The following is a 22,033-nucleotide window of genomic DNA, read 5'->3' as shown; positions in this document are numbered from 1 at the left end:
TATGAAAGAGAATACTCCTAATAAAACGCCCATCATCACTTTGGAAGTGATAGCACAACGAAAAGCTGAGAAGTTGGAAGAAGTACAGCAAGCTAAAAAAGAAATGGTACAAACCATACATGAACTTTTTGCGCCTGTAGAACAAAAAGGAGGCGTAGAAGGCATTATGCAACATATCAATACAGGAATCGCCGTTTATGACGGAGTACGGACCGGTATCAAGATCATGCAAAGAATCAGAGGATATTTCCTGAAAAAGAAGAAATAACTTAGTATTAACCACAACATTTTATCCACATGAAAAGACAGCTACTAGGTGTGGCAGCAATTTTGTTGTCAATTTCCACGTATGCACAGGACAATCCATTATGGATGCGTTATTGTGCCATTTCTCCGGATGGAACCACCATCGCATTCACCTATAAAGGTGACATCTACACAGTACCCTCTACAGGAGGCAGGGCCAGTCAGATTACAACCAACCCTGCCCACGACACCAAACCTATCTGGAGTCCTGACGGAAAAAAAATTGCTTTCGCATCAGACCGCATGGGAAGTATGGATATTTTTGAGGTAAACAAGGAAGGAGGTATCCCCAAAAGATTAACCACCCATTCGGGTAATGAAACACCGGTGGCTTATAAAGACGCCGGACACATTCTGTTTCTAGCCAATATAATGCCAACTGTAGAAGACGCACAATTCCCCTCCGGACAATTCCAACAAGTATATGAAGTTAATACCGAAGGAGGACGCCCTGCCCTCTTCTCTTCCATGCCGATGGAAGATATCAGTATCAATCACACAGGTAATACTTTGCTCTACCATGACAAAAAAGGATATGAAGATCCTTGGCGTAAACATCACACTTCATCCATTACCCGCGATATTTGGCTGTGTTCTCTGAATGGAAACCGTACCTTTCGCAAACAAACTACTTTCAATGGTGAGGACCGCACTCCCGTTTGGGCTTCAGATGATAAATCATTCTATTATTTAAGTGAGGAAAAAGGCTCATTTAATATTTTCAAACGTGATATTGACGGTAATACATCCAAACAAATCACCAACCATACCAAACATCCGGTACGCTTCCTGAGTGCCGCCTCCAATGGAACATTATGCTATGGATATGATGGCGAAATCTACACGGTAAAAGAAGGTGCCATTCCGCAAAAAGTTCAGATTTCCATTGTCACCGACAAGAACGACAAAGATCTCATCCGCCAGATTAAGCGTAGCGGAGCAACAGAAATATCCCTTTCACCCGATGCAAAAGAAATTGCTTTTGTACTACGCGGAGATGTATATGTCACATCAACAGAATACAGCACCACCAAACAAATCACCAATACTCCGCAACAGGAACGCGATATTCACTTTTCTCCGGACGGAAGAAGTATTGTTTACGCTTCCGAAAGAAACGGATTATGGCAGATTTATCAAACCAGTCTAGCTAAAAAGGAAGAAAAACAGTTCGCTTACGCAACCGATATCAAAGAGGAAAGACTGACCAATTCGGATATCACTTCATTCCAACCTCAATACAGTCCTGACGGCAAAGAAGTAGCCTTTCTTGAAAACCGTACTACCATCCGTGTTCTGAATCTGAAATCAAAAGCTGTACGAACCGTCATGGATGGCAACTATGAATATTCATACAGCGACGGTGACCAATGGTATCAATGGAGTCCGGACAGCAAATGGATTCTTACCAACTACATAGGTATTGGCGGATGGAATAACAAGGATGTTGCACTGGTCAACGCATCTGGCAACGGAGAAATTCATAATCTGACCGAAAGTGGATACAGTGACGGCAATGCCAAATGGGTATTGGATGGAAAAGCCATGATTTGGGAAAGTGACCGCGCAGGATTCCGCAGCCACGGAAGCTGGGGCGCTGAAGCGGATATCTACATCATGTTCTTCGACTTGGACGCATACGACCGTTTCAGAATGAGCAAGGAAGAACTTGCTTTGCTGGAGGAATCAGAAAAGAAAGACAAAGAGAAGAGTGAAGAGAAAAAGAAGGCTGATAATAAAAAAGATAAAAAGAAAGACTCCAAGAAAGAAGATGACAAGAAGGAAGTAAAACCACTGGTTTTCGACCTTGAAAACAGCCGTGACCGTGTGATTCGTCTAACTGTAAATTCTTCACGATTGGGAGATGCTGTATTAACTCCGAAGGGTGACAAACTATATTATCAAGCAGCCTTCGAAAGCGGATATGATTTATGGGAACACGATCTTAAAGAAAACAAGACTAAAATCGTCATGAAAAAAGTCGGTGGCGGAGCCCTGCTTCCTGATAAGAAAGGCGAGAATCTGTTCCTTTGCAGCCAAGGTGGTATCAAGAAAGTTACTGTCAGCAGTGGTGAAACCAAACCTGTAGAATTCGAAGCTTTCTTCGACTACCAACCCTATGGTGAACGCGAATATATTTTCGATCATGTATGGCAACAAGTAGAAGATAAATTCTATGTAAAAGATCTGCACGGAGTAGATTGGAAAGGCTATCACAAAGCATACGCACGCTTTCTTCCATACATCAATAACAATTATGATTTTCAGGAAATGCTGAGTGAAATGCTGGGTGAGTTAAACGGTTCACACACCGGAGCACGTTACTACTCAAACGGTCCTACACTATCCACAGCGACCCTAGGAGCATTCTATGACGAAACTTATGATGGTGACGGGCTAAAAATTAAAGAAATATTAGCAAAAGGTCCATTTGCCGTGAAAAAAACGGATGTTACTCCTGGTTGCATCATCGAGAAAATTGACGGCAAACCTATCGTAAAAGGACAAGACTACTTCCCGCTACTGGAAGGCAAAGCCGGAAGAAAAGTGTTACTGGCCATATATAATCCGGCTACCGGCAAACGTTTTGATATCACCATCAAAGCTATCAGCACGGGCGAACAAAGTAACTTGCTGTATAAACGTTGGGTAGAACGTTGCCGCAATATAGTCGATAAATTATCCGAAGGCCGCATAGGCTATGTACACGTAAAAGGTATGGACAGTCAAAGTTTCCGCGAAGTATATAGTGAAGTATTGGGACGCTGCCGCAACAAAGAAGCTATTATTGTAGACACACGCCACAATGGAGGCGGCTGGCTACATGATGACTTGGCCACTTTATTAAGCGGCAAGGAATATCAGCGTTTCGTTCCACGCGGACAATACATAGGCAGCGACCCATTCAATAAATGGCTCAAGCCATCCTGCGTATTGGTATGCGAGGACAATTACAGTAACGCACATGGCTTCCCATGGGTTTACAAGGAATTAAAGATAGGCAAACTGATTGGCGCACCGGTTCCGGGCACAATGACTGCCGTATGGTGGGAAAACCAAATCGATCCGAGCATTGTGTTCGGTATTCCTCAGGTGGGTTGCATGGATATGCGTGGACAATATGCAGAAAATCACCAACTTTCTCCAGACATTGAAGTTTATAATACTCCAGAAAAGGCATTGGCAGGTGAAGACCAGCAGTTGGAAGCAGCCGTACAAGAAATGCTGAAAACAATAGGGGAAAAGAAATAAAACAATCCCATCCTGATAAAAAAGAAAAAAGACAGATGCGAAAATATTTTCGCATGCCTGTCTTTTTTCTTGCTCTATTCACATCCGTCCAAGACAAAGATGGCTCATCCAACCTTTATAAAGCGATCATCCGATGAATATAAGACATACGCTTTATATCCGTCGGACGATATTATCAAAAGGAAACAATATGAAATAGTTCTTGATCAGAAGAAAGATTCTCAAGCCTCCTTCGCTCTTTTTTTCCAAAGACGAGTCATATCTTCCAAAGTCTTTCCTTTTGTTTCAGGAACCATCTTCCATACAAACAGCGCTGCAAGCACACAAATCACGCCATAAAGCCCATAGGCAAACACCGGACTGAATTCATACATGGCAGGAAAAGTGGAAGAGACCAGATAATTGAATATCCATTGGAAAGCTACAGCGATAGCCACTGCCTTGCCGCGGATAGTATTCGGAAATATCTCTGCAATCAACACCCAGCAGATAGGTCCCCATGACATCATAAAAAATGCAGCATAAACAATGATGGAAAGAACAGGAAGAATACCTCCCACCTGAAACTCATCACAAAATGCAACACAGAATGCACCTACAGCCATACCAATAGAACCAACAATCAACAAGGGTTTACGTCCCATCTTCTCTACGGTAAAGATAGCAACCAATGTAAAGAGAATATTAACTACCCCCATTACCACAGTCTGCATCATACCATCACCACCGCCACCGATTTTCTCAAAAATACGCGGTGCATAATAAAGCACAGCATTAATACCGATAGCTTGCTGAAATACAGAAAGCAAGATACCGACTACAATAACTGTCAACCCGTATGTAAGCAGTTTCTCTGTTTTCTCGGAAGTCACAGCCTTTATTTCAGACAAAATAGTTTTAGCCTTATCTGTTCCATTTACTTTTTCAAGTACAGAAAACGCTTTATCATCCTGATGGGTCATAGCCAAATAGCGCGGAGTTTCAGGAACCAAAAACAATAAAATGCCAAATAATGCAGCCGGAACCGCTTCTGAACCAAACATATATCTCCAACCATCGGAAACAAGCACTTCATCCGGCATACCATCTTTAATCATATAATTCACAAAATAGACTACCAACATGCCAAAAATAATAGCAAACTGATTACAAGAAACCAATTTACCACGAATTTCGGAAGGAGCAATTTCGGCAATGTACATCGGACAAACAGCAGAGGCAAGTCCTACACCGATCCCCCCGATGATACGATAAAAGTTAAAAGCAAGGATCAATGCAAACGAAGTATCTCCTTTAGAGAAAAATAAAAATTCGGGATAATAAGAGCCTAAAGCAGACAGAAAGAACAATAAAGCAGCCAGACGCAACGAATTACGACGTCCTAACCCCGAAGCAAAATAACCGGAAAAAGCACTACCAATGACACAACCTATCAATGCACTGGAAGCAGTCACGCCATGCCAGAAAGCATCTAATCCCAAATGTTTTTGCAGAGCCTGCTCCGCTCCCGAAATAACAGCTGTATCATAACCGAAAAGTAAACCGCCGAGAATGGCTATAAACACCACTCCCATCAGATAGAAATTGTTTTTCTTGTTTTTCATAATAAAAGAATTATAATAGTTTTCGTAATAAATACAATAACAAAGCTGTGCGAAATTAATCATTAATACGTAATTCTATTATAATTCTCCAACCATTTTAAATCTTTTTCACATCAAGGATAAACAAGATTATTTCGTCTGAACTGTTCTATGTCTTCCTTTTTTAATCCTATCTTATCCAATGACTTAGGAAGATTATGATCATTAAGATAATAACGCGGACGAATGAGATATTGTCTATTTGCTACCGATAGGCTATCTGCCCTATAAGGTGTCTGTATCCCTGCCAAATTCAGCATGGTATGAAACACAGAAGCATTTCCTGCTACCGGTTTTTCACGGTTCTGCAATATAGCTTCATGTACTTCCACATTCTCTTCTCTATATGCTTTGGACAACCAAATTAAAAATGGTACATGCAGTTGATAATAAGACGGGACCGGGGATGCATGTAAAAATAATTTTCGATTATCATCAAAAATATCCTCTCCATGATCCGAAGTATAAAGCATAGCCGAAAAAGAGTTCATTTTCTGCAATAAAGTGATCAAAGAAGCCAGAAAACCATCTGTATAACGGATAGTGTTATCGTATGCATTCATCAAATACTCTTTATTCTCATATTTGGCGTCTGTCAGATTATCCGGTTTAAAGACAGACATGGATTCGGGATAACGTTCTTTATAATTAAAATGTGATCCATAGGCATGCAGCACGATAAATAATTTTTGATGACCTGCCTTTAGCTCCTCTTCTACTAGAAACAATAGTTCGTCATCCGAAATATTGGCTCCTTTCGGAGTGTCTTTCTTGATAAACTTCCAATCATCTGCCTCCATCCCCAAAAAATCAATAAAAGAATGGTTAGGAAGCTGGTTCGAAAAAAAGGCTGTATGAAATCCTGCCTCCTTGAAAGCGGTAATGATTCCTTTCTGTCTATAAAGACAGTCATAATCCTCAGCCGAAGCTGCCGAAAGCAACATAGGCACACTTTTATGAGTAGTATTAGACTGGGTAAGCACATCCGTGAAAGTTACCAACCCCTCCATTTTATCAAGTAATGGAGTGGTATTCCTTTCATAACCATAAAGTCCGAAATTACAGGCACGGGCCGTTTCCCCTATCACCAAGACATAAACTTCCCGGCTGTCTTCATCATGTGCGGCACTGGCATTAAAAGTAAAATCCCTTGAAGTTTCCGCATATCCGGCAGTTTCGCCCGCACGTTCTGCAGCCAATACTAAATTATAACATACATTAGCCGGATACATTTCAATCTTTACTTGATAATCACGTTGCGTCGCATAGCAGATAACAGTCAATAACACTCCTGCAACAATGCCTGCCAAGGCATACTTACGTTGAGAACGAATAAAAGAATATTCCAACTGATTACCTCGGGCCCATGAGAAACCTCCCAAGACCAAAGCAGGAATGTAAACAACAAAAACACCAATTACAGCCGGCAGTAAATTATCCAACAGTTCCATCACCTCCCCGGAATTAGTAGTTGTCAGATTCAGGAACATATCTACTGCAATGATAGAACGCCCGAACAGGTATAGCAATACCAATTGGAATGCCGCAAAGAAAACAAACGGAAATAAGATCCAAATAGTCTTTCCAGGTTTACGCCCCAATGTCATAATCAACCAATAAACCGATACCGGCAGAATGACATTACAAATACGTGCCAAAAGTGTCATTTGTTGTTCTGTAAAAAACAATGCCACATTGGGAATGGCCAAGACAACGATGAACAGAACGAACAATCGTTGTGGCTCACAACACCACTGAATAAATTCTTTAAAATGCTTCATTTATATTAAAAATAAAACCAGACTGTCCATTTTTTCCAAATCCATAGTCCAGACGAACATTTACATTCTTTTTAAACTCCCAACGATAACCTATTCCATAATTAGGCAACACTCTGTCCATGCGCAAAGCACTGAACTTATTGAATACAGTTCCGGCCCCTATCCAAACTACAACACCATTACGTTTCCATACATGCTGACGCAATTCCACCTGCCCCTCTATTTTATGCTTGTCACGATAGCGCCCTTCGTAATAACCACGCATGGAATACGAATTTCCCAACAGCGCCATCATAGCCCACGACGGATTACCGAAATTAAAAGTACCGCGTAATTCTCCTGCCAACAATCCTCCTTCCCATACAGGATGATAATAACTGGTACGCAAATCCGTAGTACTGAATGCATAATCGTTTCCTAAAAACTTAGGACGGAAACATTGGGTAATATTCAAATAATATCCCTTATGGGGATTAGTCAACACATCGCGCGAATCATATGCCAAAGAAAGGCCCACTCCATAATTAGCAGTAGTAAGGTTCATTCCCTCCAGTAATCCGGGGCGTTCCATATTCTTACCATGCACATAATCATAAGATGCCATAGGACCTATATATAAATTATCCGCTATCCGAAACAAAAAACTAGCTTTAATTTGTGCTTGCCAGCGATCTAAATCAGATTCATTGGCATCTACATTACCCATATCGTACCCTATTCCCCAAAACTTGGAAGGAAAGGAATAAAAATAAAGAGTATAATCCAGCCGGTATTTGTCCTGCGGAAAGATATGAGTTCCGCGTATCCCCAACATATAGAAGCCAACAGTGGAAACATCTCCAAATAAAGATACATTGGACGGGGGAAGAAGCATGTCACTTCTATCAGCACGATAAAGCCCCGCTGCCACCAGTCCAAGCCCCAGTTTGGTATCCGTACTGTAATGTGGTCCGCCAATAATACTAAAATCAAATTTCTTATGATTCTTATCTTTATTAGCATCATTAAAATAGTCCAGAAATCTTTTGAAAAAAGTCCTTTTCTGTACTGTGCTGTCTTTGTGTTGCGTTGTCGTATCTTCAGGCAAATAAAACAGACCGCCCTCTTGCGTGACTGCCAAAGCCGCATCTGCCATACATATAAAGATTACGATCAAAAATGATATTTTCTTCATTGTAACCTGTTATTTTTTCCACTGTTAAAACAAGCTTTACAGTAAACATAAACTGATAAAAACAAATAAAGCAGATTGGGATACAAAGATAGCCAAACCTGCTTTATTGTGACTTTTTTTATAATAAGAATCTGGTCTGAATTTACCTATTTCTGTCCTAAATACCTTATACCGGTCGCTTTTCTGTAATCAGCCAACGCAATCTTCTGCTCATAATAAGATTGGATAAGGTTTGTATATGCCTGTATCCATGTCAGCTGTGCAGAAAGCACATCCAAAATAGTCAACTTACCTTCAGTATAACTAAAAGTGTTCAAATCCAAATTCTCTTCTGCCAGTTTGCAGTTCTCCTCGGCAATACTTATCTGACGGGTATTCTCTGTCAGACTAGTCCACGCCTTCGCCACTTCTTTGCTTATTTGGTCTTGCTTATCTTGCAATGCATACTGCTTGCCCAATAAAATAGCCTTCTGTGCAGCCGTCGATTTAAAGCGGGCTCCCCAATGGAAAATCGGCAATTTAATAGAGGCATACACATTACTATTAAACATAGTTTCGCCCGAAATGTTCAACATCTGTGTTCCCCATGTCTCTTTAAAACCGATAGAAAGAGAAGGGTTGTACTTGGCGGCAGCCAGACTTACCTGTCTTTTCTGATAATCCACATCCAATTGGGAGATAGCATAATCGGGACGCACATTCAAGGCTGTTTCCGCTCCAACAAAGGCAGGCATAGGCAATATGGTAGAAATAGAATCCGTCAAATCCATTTCAGCCAGCGGTTCCAATCCCATCAGTACATTCATATTCTGCAAGGCGACCTGATAAGACTGATAGCTGCTGGAACGTTGCAATTCAGCCTCTTTCAAACGAGTCTGCATCTGAATGAGATCCGTCTTGCTGATATAGCCATCATCGTACTTATCTTGCAGCACTTTGGTCAACTGCTCAATAATCTGTACATACTGGCACATCGTTTCATACATTTCTTTTTGTGCGGCTGTTCCCCAATAACTGGCTTCAGCGGCATAGATAATATTATCCGTTGTCAAATCCACCGACTTATCCGCCATCTGAGTTTGTATTTGGGAAGCCTTATAATTGTGATAGATACTGCCACCGGCATAAATAGGTTGTGATACCCCTACTTCGGCACTGTATGAATCGTGCTCCATAGGAACAGCCATTCCGCCAAAATCCATCTCGTATTTGTTAATACGATACTGATAGCTTCCCGTTGCATCAACAGCCGGAAAGAAAGCGGTTTTTGCCGCTTTCATAGCCTTCTGCATAGCTGTACGTTGCGCCACACTCTGTTTTAAGGTTTGGCTATAATCCAGTACCTTTTGTTCAAAGGTAGAATAATCCACGACAGTCTGAGCCGAAAGTGTACCGGTCATACAAGCCATACTTATAATATAGATCATCTTAGTTTTCATTATCTGTCTGCTCTGATTTTAAAGAAAATACAATAAGTTACCGGAAGAACAAAAATGGTCAGTATCGTTGATACGAACAAACCACCCATAATGGTAGCCGCCATACCTGCAAACATGGCATCGCCCAACAATGGAAGCATACCCAGAATAGTAGTTCCGGAAGCCATGGTCACCGGAACGATACGCGTCTTGGTAGCCTCGACCACGGCAGGCACAGCACCCTTTCCATCCTTCAACTGAAGTCCGATTTCATCGACCAGCACAATGGCGTTCTTGATATTCATACCAATCAATCCCAACAGACCGAGGATGGCAAAGAAGTCCAATGACTTACCAAACAAAAGCAATCCCCATACCACACCAATAAACACCAGCGGCAACATAAGCATAATCAATACCGGCTTGCGGTAGTTGCTGGGGAAAAGAAACAGCAGAACCACATAAATCAACAGGAAGGTCAGCGGAATATTCTTCGCCAATGCAGCGTTACTCACATCCTGTGTTTCCTGCTCGCCGAAATATTTCATTTTATACCCTTCGGGCAACCGCATCTGCTCTTGTACGGCAGTGAGCACCTGTTTAAACGCAGCCATCGTATTGGCTCCACGTCTAGGTTCACATTGCATCATCATACAACGCTCGCGGTTAAAGCGGCGGACTACATTATAATCATAACCCAAAGCAAAATTATCGATCACCTGTTCCACTTTCACGGAATTTCCTTTCGTACTGAATACAGGCACACTTTTCACATCATTCAAGTTCATTTTTTCCACATCCTCATCTTTCAACAGAATAGGCAAGGAAACATCCCCCTCACGATATTCTCCCAAAGGCAAACCATTGGTAGCCGTACGGAATGAATTAGCAACCTGCTGACGGGTAATTCCCAAGCGTAAACCTTTCTGTTGAGAGAACATCGGTTTCCACACAGGCACCTTATCTCCCCAATTAGAACGGATATCCGTCACCATATCACACTGGCGGGCTATTTTCTTCGCCCTTTCAACCAATGCGGTCAATGTATCGGGATTCTCACCGATAAAACCGATCTCAATAGCAGCTTCAGGCACCGGAGACAAAGCAAAAAGTGCCGAACGGGTAATGATATTGGGAAAGTTCTGGGTCATGTGCTCATAAAACTGCTGTTCTACTTCGGCTGCATCTTCGGGGTCTTTAGTTTCCACCATCACATTAGCATAGTTAGACTTCGGTCCAAAAGAAGAACTTGCCAAATAGTAACGCAACGGAGTACCACCCAATGTCACCGAATATGATTTAACTTTCTCATGATTCTTCAAATAACCCTCCACCTTCATCACATCCTGATCTACCGCATGAATACTGAATCCCTCAGGGAATACCAGATCAGCACGAAAATAAGGCTTATTCATTTTCGGAAAAAAACTCTGAGGCATAACAGCCATAATAACCAAAGAAAGCACCAAAGTCACAAAGACGGTGGTCAATGTCACAAAACGGCGTTTAATCAGCAAGGTCAGAAACTTCTCGAATTTATGATAGAGTTTAGTATCATACGGATCTTTCATTGCACCGCCGGGAACAGCTTCTTTCAAAATAAAATTACCAAAAGTCGTAGTCTGGCACAAAGCCAGAATCCAACTCAATCCCAGTGACACAGCCAATACAACAAATAGCGGTTTCACAATCTCAGCCACGGATGCCGGTGCCAGATACAAAGGCAAGAAAGAGCAGATAGCAATAAAAGTAGCGCCCAGCAATGCCCACTGCGGCTTGATGGCCCCCTCTATCAATGACTGATAACGTGATTTTCCGCGCTTGATACCTATTTGCGCATTATCTGTCACCACAATGGCATTATCCACCAGCATACCCATGGCGATAATAAATGCCGCCAAAGAAGTACGGTTCAATCCTACTCCCCACATCAACATAATAAGCAAAGTACCACCTACTGAGAAAAGTAACGAACTACCTATCAGCATACCGGCACGCGATCCCATCACCACAAAGATAATCAGGATAACAATAACCAATGATTCTATCAAATTCAGGATAAAGCCATTATTCGCCTCATCGGCAATCTTATCCTCAGGATAAAGGGAGGCAAGTTCAATACCGATAGGCAACAATTGCTCTATTTCCGCCAACCTTTCGTCCACTGCTTTACCCACAGCTACCACATTATCCTTTGCTCCACTGGCCACACCTATACCAATAGCACGTTTACCATTGACCCGCATCAAGGTTGAAGGCGGATCATAGTATCCACGCTCCACTGTTGCAATATCCCCCAAACGGACTTCCCGTCCGTCCTTACTGATAATCAACTGATTTTCTATATCTTCCAGACTGGTATAAGTTCCTTCCGTACGCAAGCGCAACTGATAAATTTCTGTCGCTATATCTCCCGTATTCACCTGTATATTCTGCTTCTGCAAGATGCCCATAATTGAAGTGGGATCAATGCCCAGTGCCGAAAGTTTGGAGGTGGATATCTTGACATTGATCACTTCTGTCTGTTCCCCATACAACATCACTTTCTGCACTCCCTCAATCGGAGTCAACTGGGTACGGATACGCTGGGCCCAGTCACGCAAATCAGTATACGAGAATCCCTCATCAGCGGTCAAAGCATAATAAATGCCATACACATCACCAAAGTCATCATTCACTGTAATGGTAGACGCCCCACTGGGCAATTTGGGTTGTATATTCGCCACTTTACGACGTAATTCATCCCATTTCACAGGCATATAATCCGGATCAATCGTAGGCTGAAGTTCAATAGAAATCTTGGACAGTCCGAAATAAGATTCCGATTTAATCTGATATACATCTGTCATGGACTGAATTTCGCGTTCAATCGGTTCCGTAATCAGTTTCTCCACTTCATGTGGGTTCGCTCCCGGATACTGGGTAACCAATACCGCAGTCTTTATCACAAAAGGCGCATCTTCTTTCTTAGGCAGCTTGAAGAAGGAGATTACTCCACCTATCAGCAAAATAGCCAAAAAGAAATAGATAACCTTCCGGTTCTCCAAAGAATATTTTGGAATATTCATGATATGCTTTCTCCTTTTTTATTCTGTTAATATTTTTACTTGCTGGCCATCCACAAGATAAGAGGCTCCGGCAGAAACGACCTGTTCACCCGCTTTCACATCTCCGGTAACAATCAAGTCATTACGTCCAACAATAGTACCCTTATCGTTGACTTTGCGTTGTTCCACTTTCTGTGTGGATGGATTATAAACAAATACTTTTTTACTATTCAATGTATTGTCAAACACTACAGCAGACAAAGGTACTGTAATCCCTTCTTTTACCACATCATTCTCAATATTGACAATAACACGACATGAGAACCCCACCGATACCTTGTATTTTTTCAAATCAAATTCCGGATCATCAATGTAAAGGAATACAGGAACTCCTGCCCCATCAGGAGAAGCCTCTACATACTCCTTTACTTTTGCTTGAAATAATTTTCCTTTATAGGCATCAAATTCTACGTAAATAGTAGAAGGAGAAGTTACATAAGAAATATTCGTTTCGGGGATAGTGAACTCCACTTGCAATTTAGCCGGATTAATCAAACACACTACTCCTTGTCCTGGTTGTACACGCTGATAGTTTTCAACGTATTTTTTTTGGATGAAACCATCAAATGGAGCGCGTAGCTTTGTGTCATTCAATGTGTTTTGCGCATCTTCAAATGCCGATTTGGCATTGGTATACGAAGCTTGGGTCGTTTCAAATTCTTGCATGGAAATGGCGTTCTTAGCCAATAGTTTCTCCGCGCGTTGCATCTGTGATGCCGCCTTTTGAAATGAAGCCCTCTTAGCGTCATAATCCAATTTGTAATCTGTCGGATCAATTTCGGCCACTACCTGTCCTTTCTTTACCCGCTGTCCTTCGAGTACATTCATTGCTACCAGCGGACCGGACATTTTAAAGGCCAAGTCACTGAACTGATCAGGCGACACAACACCTGAATACGATTTTTCGATCCTGCTTAACGAGGTCACTTCCGCCAATTTCACGGGACGGGGACCGCGTTCTTGTGCAGGTTGCTGTCCGCAAGAACAGAACACTGCTGCAATCATTGCCATGATAGACAAATTTTTACCTTTCATACTGTTAATCTTCACTATTAGTTTCCGCTGCAAAGTTCTCATAATTATTAAAGGCGTACAAGTGCTAACAGTAAGATATATTAGTCTATTTTTAAGCATTTTCTTTGTTATCTGCTTTAACTGTCCTATATTTGTGGTGCATAATCAAAATCTTCTTTATTTTTATGAAGTATATAGATGACATTAACCTATTTAAATCAAATAAGGATTTCGTTGCAGAAATTGACATGACAGGATCATTAGGCCGTATTTACCACTACCCGCAACGAATGGAAGGATGCTTGTTCCTTCTGTGCCTGCGAGGTGAATGTGACATAACGATCCATCTGTCTGAACACAAGATACAAAAGAACGACATTGTCACTATTTTGCCAGAAACCTTTGTACATGTCCACCGGCAAAGTCCCGACTGCCGTCTGTACCTGATAGGGTTCAACAAAGAGTTGCTGAATGGAATAAACCTCTTCAATTCCACCATGAACTATCTTTCAGCCCTGATTGACACGCCCATTATTCCTCTGCGTCCCGAAATAACCGAGTTGTTTCAAGACTATTTTATGTTGCTGATAAAAATGAAACGTATGGGAGCCAAGCCCAATAAAGACTTAATCAGCACCATGCTGCTCACTATATTGCATGGTGTAGGCAGCATTCATCAGAACACCAATGTAACCACACGTACTTTCAATCGTGGAGAAGAAATTGTAAAACGTCTGGTCCAATATATCATCAAACATTATACGAAAGAACGGAGTGTAGCTTTTTATGCCGATCTGCTTCATATATCCCCTCAGCACCTCAGCACTACTGTCAATAAGATTACGGGAAAAACTGTTACAGATATCATCGCCAAACTAGTGATAACAGATGCGGAAGCCAAACTAAAATCCACCGATCTTACTATTCAGGAGATAGCCTATTCACTTAATTTCCCAGATATCTCATTCTTTGGGAAATATTTTAAAAGATATACAGGAATGTCACCGAAACAGTATAGGGAAAACGGATAGTGAAAACAGACTCAGCCCACGTTAGTACGTGTAAGGTCATACATCAGTACGTATAAGCCTACATATACTAACGTATAAGCTTATACATACTAACAATGTAAAAACACATGTCCAAAGTCTCTTACACCATAAAAGTTATAAGTTTTTCGGCTTATAAATAGCGTTCCACCAAGTCGCATCGTCCTGCAACCATTTGGCAAACCAGGCAAAGATTGTATTCTGCCACTGGATCCTCTTGCCATAGTCTACAATATGATGATCTTGCCCCGTTACCGCCACAAAAGCTGTTTCGCGTCCCAGCAATTTCAGTGCTGTAAACATCTGAATACTCTCTCCCACCGGTACATTCACATCCGCATCACCATGCAGGAACAGCAAAGGCGTATGTATCTTGTCCGCATTGAACAACGGGCTTTGTTTTACAAAAAGATCAGGATTGCTCCACGGATAACTATCCGCCATGGAAACTTCACTGTACGAATATCCCCAATATCCTTCCCCCCAATAACTGGTATGGTCACTGATACCGGCATGAGAGATGGCCGCTGCAAAAATATCGGTCTGTGTTTGCAGGTATTGTGTCATAAAGCCGCCATAGGACGCACCTATACAGCCTATTTTCTTGTCATTGACAAAAGCATGTTCTTTACAAAACAGCTTTGTACCTTCTATAATATCCTGTGCCACCCCTTCCCCGGCTGTATTGACGTGGCGGGCAGAGAATTCCTGTCCGAAACCGGTAGCACCGCTAGGTTCTATCACATACACCACATAGCCCAATGCCGCGTATGCATGATGCGGATAACGGCTTTCAAAATTACGGCTGACCGGACTGCACCCACCATAATAATTCACAATCATAGGATATTTCCGGTTAGCGTCAAAATGAGGCGGCAGGTAATAACGGCCGTAAATGGTATCACCACGCGAATTGGTAAAACTCCAAGCCTTGCATTCGCCCAGCTCCACATCTTTCAAGATGTCCTTACTTAAGTCTTCCAACAAAGATGATTTCATCTTTTTGGTATTCATGGTGTACAAACGGTCGGAATTTGAGGCGCTTTGTCCATAATAGGCCATAACCGGAGCATTTTGCGCCAATGAGAATGAATTGACCAAATCTTCTGCAACCTCCAGTTGCAGAATTTTCCCATCAGCGGGATTCATCCGGTACAAACTGTAACAGTCACGGTTCTCGGCCGTGAAATATATTTGCCCGTCGGCCTTATTCCACACGGCACGCTGTACGCTGGGATTAAAATCTTTCGTCAGCGGAGTGACCCTCTTATCAGCTATATTCAGCAAATAAAGCTGACCGTCCGTCATACTCGGAGTCTGCCCCTCCTTTACATTTTTCCCTATTCCACCCAGCGATTCAGGCGAGCCGGATACCAATACCTGCGTTCCGTCAGGTGAAAAACGGGCTCCACTGATAAAACCATCTTTATCTATCAGCAATTCCGCCTGTAAAGTCTGCATATCCAACCGATATAGTGAGAATAAAGTAGTAGGACGCTTGGTCAGACGGCTCTGACTGGTCATCATCAAAAGATACCGGCCGTCATTGGAAATATCGGCAGCCCAGACATTGTGATAACCGAAAGTCAGTGGCTGCAACAAACCGATCTTCAAATCATATTTAGCCAGATAAGAACGGTTACGCCATCCCGGCTGGCGGTCATCCGGCTCCAGTACCTCATAAATTTCTTTACGTTCTTTCGGTCCTTCCTGGGTCATGGTGAAAAGCAGGTAGTCTTCCGTAGGTGCGAACTGGAAATACCCGTCAGGTAATTTATTCACCAGCACGGCCTCCACTCCGGTAAGTGGATCCACAACTATCAGCTGCCTGCCATCCACTCCTGTACGGGTATAATAATAACGGTTAGAACGAGGCATCCATTGCATATTCTCAGTACGCTCCGCCAAAACCTTACCGCTGGCAAGTTCAGTAATACGCGTACTGCCGGCCGACCGGCCACCTACACAAGTCGTACGATAATTAGTAATCAGATATCTGCCATCAGGAGAAAGTCCTACTCCGGCAAAACGAGTTCCATGCAACACATCCGCTAAAGTATATAGCTTTTTGTTATCTTGCTTAAGTGAAATGCTTCCCTCTTGATCCGTATCCACACTCACTTTCAAGGAATCTGTTTTCCCTGTTTCAGAAAGATATTTAACAACTACAGAATGGGTGGCCGGCTCCAAAGCGAGTTCAGTCCCTTCCTGCTTTTTCCCATCTACATAAAGTTGGTATTTTTTCAGACCGTCAATCTTCAACTTGGCCGTAGCATAACGAGTATTCTCCAACACAAAGCCCACCATGTGCAAGGCATATCCCGAGTCACTTCCCGGCAAAACTCCGCCTGTAAATAAAGTTCCCTGCTGCAATACGTCCACAGAAAGATGAGTATCTAACAAACGTCCGGATACAAAAGTCTTTGAATTCACATCCACGCTGTCTACCTGAAAAGGAGCCTGTACAATGTAGGGTCCGGCATAACGGAAAGTAGTAATGTCAATCGTTTCAGCACCTGCCATCACAGCCCAGGCAAGAGCACAAGACAATAAGATTTGTTTCTTCATATTTCTAACAATTTGTGTTACACAAAGATACGAAATATAAAAGAAACAAAAACCTTTTTCTACGAATTTCAATGCTTCCTACAACATATTATTTCACCTCTCCCGGCAGATAGCGCAACTGCAAATACTGTTCTCCCGGTTTCAGATACCCCCCTTCGAACATTTCTTTCCTGATCCGGTAAACTGCCACCCTTTTCAATAAGTAATTTTCTACCTTCATCGGCTGCTTTTTACACCAAGAAAGCACTTTCAGACTTCCATCGGCATGAACATCCGCATAGACTTTTACCGTTCTTATCGGAGTCCCGTCCGCTATCTTACGTCCTCTTTTATAATCCACCCACAAAATAGCTTTCGCTTTTTCCCCCTCACATGTCCCAGCATACTTATCCGTTTCGGATGCGGTGGAAGGTGAAGAAGTTCCCTTACAACCTACAACCGCACATAAAATCAAAAGATATAAAATATAGCCCCCTCGTATTTTCATATCAATCGGATTAGTCTTTTATCTCTTCTATAGGAGTAATATCCTCTATTTCAGGCATACCCGGTTCTTTCTTCTGACGGAAGCGGATGATGTTTATCAAATCGGACAGTCCGTATACAATGCTGCTCACTCCCAGAATGATGAATGGAACAGCCGCCGCCGTAAATGGATTAAATAATACCACAATACCTGCAATCAGCACCAACACAGGTATCACAAAGAAACCTCCCGGTACCACCGTCCAACTACGCGCAGCAGACAAATTCACAATCTGACTGATTCCCGCCAGTACCAAAACAGCACCCAGCACATACATCAGAATACCGACAAAAAATGCCGGCATAATCATCAACCATAATCCGAACAAAAGGCTACCAAGCCCGGCAATAGGGAAACTGCTGCCATCCTGCTTGCCACGAATCAAATACCCAAATACAGAAAAGAGTCCCGGTACTAGAAACAGGACACCGATTGTAATAACCAGATAAAGAATGGCAGCTTCAGGCCATGCCACCAGCAACACACCGATGACCAATGCACAGATACATCTGATTATAGAATAATTCATTGTTTTCATATTCAATCATGTCTAATTGGTTAATGAAGCGAATATACTGATTATTTCTGAGAAGACAGATGCAAAATGGATATTAATTTTTCAGACAGAAGAACAAAAGAAGAAAGCCGGAACAGATTTTCCTGTCATAAGCTTAGAACTACATTCTATTGTTCTATAGACTTTAGCAAACAGAATATTCTACCGACTATTCCAATATGTTCTTTCGTACCCATGCCTGAAGATCATCCTTTTATCATATGGCAAATCACTCTATCTGTTCTGTTTCAGGCAGACTTTGTTCATTCTCGTCCTCATCGATCAAAATAGCCCAAAAGAGCCACCATAACAGCAATCCTGCCAACAACACGGCACCTATCCTTATCCAAAGTTTACGTTTCATACACTTCATTTTAATGATTTATTAACTGATGTATTAAAACCATTCCGCCACCCGAAATGTTCATTTATAAAACCAATTTAAAGTAATAAGATTATGAATAATGGAAAATTCTTTGCCGGACTGGCACTAGGAGCGCTGGTCGGCAGTGCATTAAGTTGTTTTGCGCACAGCAACAGAGGCCGCAAATTGAGAAGAGACGTGTATGATGCCATTCAGGACTTACAAGAAGATGCAAAAGACCTGGCTCATCATGCAAAACATAAAGCAGAACAAGTAAGCAGTGAAGTAGCCGGAAAAGTAGGTGAGAAAGTGGAAGAAGTGAAAGGGAAAATACACGAGGCTGCAAATAAATAAAAAAAAAGTAAGTTTTTCTTTGGAGTTTAAAACAAAACGCTTACATTTGCCCCAAAATAAAAACAGATTTTATGAATAGAATCATGGTAAATACATATTGGTGGCGTTTCTTACAACTAAACAAGTCGTAAGGGAACCAGACCATGTATATATACCTGACATTCTAATAAGGATATTCAAACTGAAGGCCTGTCGTACTTACGACAGGCCTTTTTTCGTTAGTGCAATTAACAATCAAAATTTAATATAGAACGACAATGAAAACTTATCAGGTAAACAAAGAAGGTTATTATGGCGAATTTGGCGGGGCCTATATTCCCGAAATCCTTCATCGCTGTGTGGAAGAGTTAAAAAATGCCTATTCCAAAGTATTGGAAAGTGAAGGATTCAAAAAAGAATTCCACCAGTTACTACACGACTATGTGGGACGCCCTTCACCTCTATACCTGGCAAACCGGCTAAGCGAACAATACGGCTGTAAAATCTACCTGAAACGTGAAGATTTGAACCACACCGGAGCACACAAAATCAACAATGCCATCGGCCAGGTGTTACTGGCAAAACGTATGGGGAAAAAACGTATCATTGCAGAAACCGGAGCTGGACAGCATGGTGTGGCCACCGCCACGGTATGCGCTTTGATGAACATGCAATGCATTGTTTACATGGGCAAGACCGATGTAGAACGCCAGCATATCAATGTAGAAAAGATGAAAATGCTGGGAGCCGAAGTCCGCCCGGTCACTTCCGGCAACATGACACTGAAAGATGCTACAAACGAAGCCATCCGCGATTGGTGTTGCCACCCTGCAGATACTTACTATGTCATCGGCTCTACCGTAGGCCCTCATCCCTACCCTGATATGGTGGCACGTCTGCAATCCGTTATCAGCGAAGAAATCAAAAAGCAGCTGAAAGAACAGGAAGGAAGGGAATATCCCGATTACTTGATGGCTTGTATAGGAGGAGGAAGCAATGCGGCAGGAACCATTTATCACTATATAGATGATGAACGTGTGCAGATTGTCCTGGCCGAAGCAGGAGGCAAAGGCATAGACACCGGTTTCTCGGCCGCTACCATCCAACTGGGGAAAATGGGAATTATCCACGGAGCAAAGACCTTGGTTATCCAAAACGAGGACGGACAAATAGAGGAACCTTACTCCATCTCTGCCGGTCTGGATTATCCGGGCATAGGCCCCATGCATGCCAATCTAGCCAAACAGCAACGCGCTTTGGTACTCGCCATAAACGATGATGAAGCCATCCGTGCCGCATTTGAACTGACCCGGCTGGAAGGTATTATTCCTGCATTGGAATCGGCTCATGCATTGGGAGCACTGGACAAAATGAGATTCAAGCCAACGGATATAGTGGTTCTCACCGTATCAGGACGCGGAGATAAGGATATTGAAACCTACTTGAAAGAATCCAGCACAAGGGCCTCCCTGCAATAACACATAGAAACCCACGAGAGTAAAAATCTTATACGGACAACTATAAACAGAAAAGAAACAATGAAAACTTTTACCTATACCACCCGATACAAAACCATACTGGGTGACCTACATACACCGGTCAGTACTTATCTGAAAGTACGCGACATTTTCCCACAGAGTGCGCTGATGGAAAGTTCCGACTATCATGGAAGTGAGAACAACCGTTCTTTCATCGGACTGAATCCTGTAGCCAGCATCGGAATCAACCATGGCATAGCCACTGCCACCTACCCTGACGGCAGCATGGAAGAACATCCCATCACCGAACATTTCCGGGCAGACCATGCGATCTCCGATTTTCTGAATCGTTTCAAGGTAAGCGGAGAATACAACAACTACTGCGGACTGTATGGTTATACCACGTTCAATGCCGTACGCTACTTCGAACATATCAATGTAAAAGACAGCCGTGACCCTAAGAACGATGCTCCGGATATGTTGTATATCTTATATAAATACCTGATCGTCTTCAATGACTTCCGCAACGAAATGTTATTACTGGAAATGTTGCAGGACGGTGAGGACAGCCATCTGGATTATGTGGAAAAAGCAATCCACAACCGTAACTATACCACTTACGACTTCCGTGCCGTGGGCGAAACTACCAGCACCCTGACCGATGAAGAGCATAAGGCGAACATCCGCAAAGGCATTGCCCACTGTATGCGCGGTGATGTTTTCCAAATCGTCCTTTCACGCCGTTTTATCCAACGTTACGAAGGAGATGATTTCAAACTTTACCGTGCTTTACGCAGCATCAACCCGTCCCCCTACTTATTTTACTTCGATTTCGGGGGCTTCCGTATTTTCGGTTCCTCTCCCGAGACCCACTGTAAAATAGAAAACGGACGTGCCACCATCGACCCTATCGCCGGAACCACCCGCCGCAACGGAGACAAGAAAATAGATGCTGAACTCACCGCCAACCTATTGGCTGATCCCAAAGAAAATGCAGAACACGTAATGCTGGTAGATCTGGCACGCAATGACTTGAGCCGCAATTGTCACGATGTACAAGTAGAATTTTACAAAGAAGCTCAATATTACAGCCACGTCATTCATCTGGTAAGCCGGGTCAGTGGCGAACTGAACCCCAAAGCCAATCCCATCAAAGCATTTATTGATACTTTCCCGGCCGGAACTCTGAGTGGCGCTCCGAAGGTAAAAGCCATGCAACTGATCAGCGAATACGAACCTCACAGCCGTGGAGCCTATGGAGGTTGCATCGGATTTATCGGGCTGAACGGCACATTGAACCAAGCTATTACCATTCGTACATTCGTCAGCCGCAACAACGAACTATGGTTTCAAGCCGGTGGCGGCATCGTAGCTAAGAGCAATGAAGAGTACGAGTTACAAGAAGTAAACAACAAACTGGGAGCACTTAAAAAAGCAATCATCCTGGCAGAACAAATGTAAAAA

Annotated in this window: 16 protein-coding genes; 6 read left to right on the top strand and 10 right to left on the bottom strand. The window is 42.6% G+C overall.

Translation table 11 applies throughout. The features are described 5' to 3' along the window. Nucleotide 1: 1 nt before the first annotated feature. Nucleotides 2–268, top strand: a complete 267-nt coding sequence (locus tag AB5935_RS01440; protein WP_007832173.1) for a hypothetical protein — start codon at nt 2–4, stop codon at nt 266–268. Between the two features lie 29 nt (nt 269–297). Beyond that, nucleotides 298–3,558, top strand: coding sequence for a S41 family peptidase (locus tag AB5935_RS01435; RefSeq protein WP_007846313.1), 3,261 nt, complete (start codon nt 298–300; stop codon nt 3,556–3,558). A gap of 221 nt (nt 3,559–3,779) precedes the next feature. Here AB5935_RS01435 and xylE read toward each other — a convergent pair whose 3' ends face one another. From xylE to AB5935_RS01405, 6 genes are all read right to left on the bottom strand, one after another. Then, nucleotides 3,780–5,225 carry a D-xylose transporter XylE gene (xylE, locus tag AB5935_RS01430; protein WP_007846311.1) on the bottom strand — a complete coding sequence of 482 codons (1,446 nt, stop codon included), beginning with the start codon at nt 5,223–5,225 and terminating at the stop codon, nt 3,780–3,782. 50 nt (nt 5,226–5,275) lie between these two features. Continuing rightward, nucleotides 5,276–6,982 carry a phosphoethanolamine transferase gene (locus AB5935_RS01425; protein ID WP_132040010.1) on the bottom strand — a complete coding sequence of 569 codons (1,707 nt, stop codon included), beginning with the start codon at nt 6,980–6,982 and terminating at the stop codon, nt 5,276–5,278. Beyond that, nucleotides 6,969–8,156 (bottom strand): BamA/TamA family outer membrane protein, encoded by a 1,188-nt coding sequence (locus AB5935_RS01420; protein ID WP_087388168.1) that lies wholly within the window; start codon nt 8,154–8,156, stop codon nt 6,969–6,971. The genes AB5935_RS01425 and AB5935_RS01420 overlap by 14 nt, the downstream gene beginning before the upstream one ends. Nucleotides 8,157–8,302: 146 nt before the next feature. Further along, nucleotides 8,303–9,595 (bottom strand): TolC family protein, encoded by a 1,293-nt coding sequence (locus AB5935_RS01415; protein WP_007832161.1) that lies wholly within the window; start codon nt 9,593–9,595, stop codon nt 8,303–8,305. Beyond that, nucleotides 9,595–12,642, bottom strand: coding sequence for an efflux RND transporter permease subunit (locus AB5935_RS01410; RefSeq protein WP_149940626.1), 3,048 nt, complete (start codon nt 12,640–12,642; stop codon nt 9,595–9,597). The genes AB5935_RS01415 and AB5935_RS01410 overlap by 1 nt, the downstream gene beginning before the upstream one ends. An 18-nt stretch (nt 12,643–12,660) precedes the next feature. Next, nucleotides 12,661–13,716, bottom strand: a complete 1,056-nt coding sequence (locus tag AB5935_RS01405; protein WP_008653642.1) for an efflux RND transporter periplasmic adaptor subunit — start codon at nt 13,714–13,716, stop codon at nt 12,661–12,663. Nucleotides 13,717–13,880: 164 nt separating this feature from the next. Between AB5935_RS01405 and AB5935_RS01400 the strand changes: the two genes are divergently transcribed. Further along, nucleotides 13,881–14,726, top strand: a complete 846-nt coding sequence (locus AB5935_RS01400; protein ID WP_007832158.1) for a helix-turn-helix domain-containing protein — start codon at nt 13,881–13,883, stop codon at nt 14,724–14,726. A gap of 135 nt (nt 14,727–14,861) precedes the next feature. Here AB5935_RS01400 and AB5935_RS01395 read toward each other — a convergent pair whose 3' ends face one another. From AB5935_RS01395 to AB5935_RS01380, 4 genes are all read right to left on the bottom strand, one after another. Beyond that, nucleotides 14,862–17,312: a S9 family peptidase gene (locus tag AB5935_RS01395; RefSeq protein ID WP_038610557.1), complete on the bottom strand. Its 2,451-nt coding sequence runs from the start codon at nt 17,310–17,312 to the stop codon at nt 14,862–14,864. Nucleotides 17,313–17,400: 88 nt separating this feature from the next. Continuing rightward, nucleotides 17,401–17,799: a DUF4891 domain-containing protein gene (locus tag AB5935_RS01390; RefSeq protein ID WP_007832155.1), complete on the bottom strand. Its 399-nt coding sequence runs from the start codon at nt 17,797–17,799 to the stop codon at nt 17,401–17,403. A 10-nt stretch (nt 17,800–17,809) separates the two neighbouring features. Beyond that, complete coding sequence (locus tag AB5935_RS01385; protein WP_007832154.1) at nt 17,810–18,376, bottom strand: HdeD family acid-resistance protein; 567 nt, start codon at nt 18,374–18,376, stop codon at nt 17,810–17,812. A 247-nt stretch (nt 18,377–18,623) separates the two neighbouring features. Next, entirely contained in the window at nt 18,624–18,758 is a 135-nt protein-coding gene (locus AB5935_RS01380; RefSeq protein ID WP_255323745.1) for a hypothetical protein, read from the bottom strand. Between the two features lie 93 nt (nt 18,759–18,851). Between AB5935_RS01380 and AB5935_RS01375 the strand changes: the two genes are divergently transcribed. The 3 genes from AB5935_RS01375 to AB5935_RS01365 all read left to right on the top strand — a co-directional run bounded on the left by AB5935_RS01375 (nt 18,852) and on the right by AB5935_RS01365 (nt 22,030). Further along, nucleotides 18,852–19,112 carry a YtxH domain-containing protein gene (locus AB5935_RS01375; RefSeq protein WP_007832151.1) on the top strand — a complete coding sequence of 87 codons (261 nt, stop codon included), beginning with the start codon at nt 18,852–18,854 and terminating at the stop codon, nt 19,110–19,112. 257 nt (nt 19,113–19,369) lie between these two features. Beyond that, the gene (gene trpB / locus AB5935_RS01370; protein ID WP_368327314.1) at nt 19,370–20,569 is read left to right on the top strand and encodes a tryptophan synthase subunit beta; all 1,200 of its coding nucleotides are present in this window, start codon (nt 19,370–19,372) and stop codon (nt 20,567–20,569) included. 60 nt (nt 20,570–20,629) lie between these two features. Then, the gene (locus tag AB5935_RS01365) at nt 20,630–22,030 is read left to right on the top strand and encodes an anthranilate synthase component I family protein (protein ID WP_007832146.1); all 1,401 of its coding nucleotides are present in this window, start codon (nt 20,630–20,632) and stop codon (nt 22,028–22,030) included. Nucleotides 22,031–22,033 lie beyond the last annotated feature (3 nt).

This window comes from Phocaeicola sp. RTP21198st1_B8_RTP21198_201120, from assembly GCF_040929485.1.
Lineage (GTDB): Bacteria > Bacteroidota > Bacteroidia > Bacteroidales > Bacteroidaceae > Phocaeicola > Phocaeicola dorei.
The sequence above is the reverse complement of the archived record's forward strand: the minus strand, read 5'-3'. Positions and strand labels throughout refer to the sequence as shown.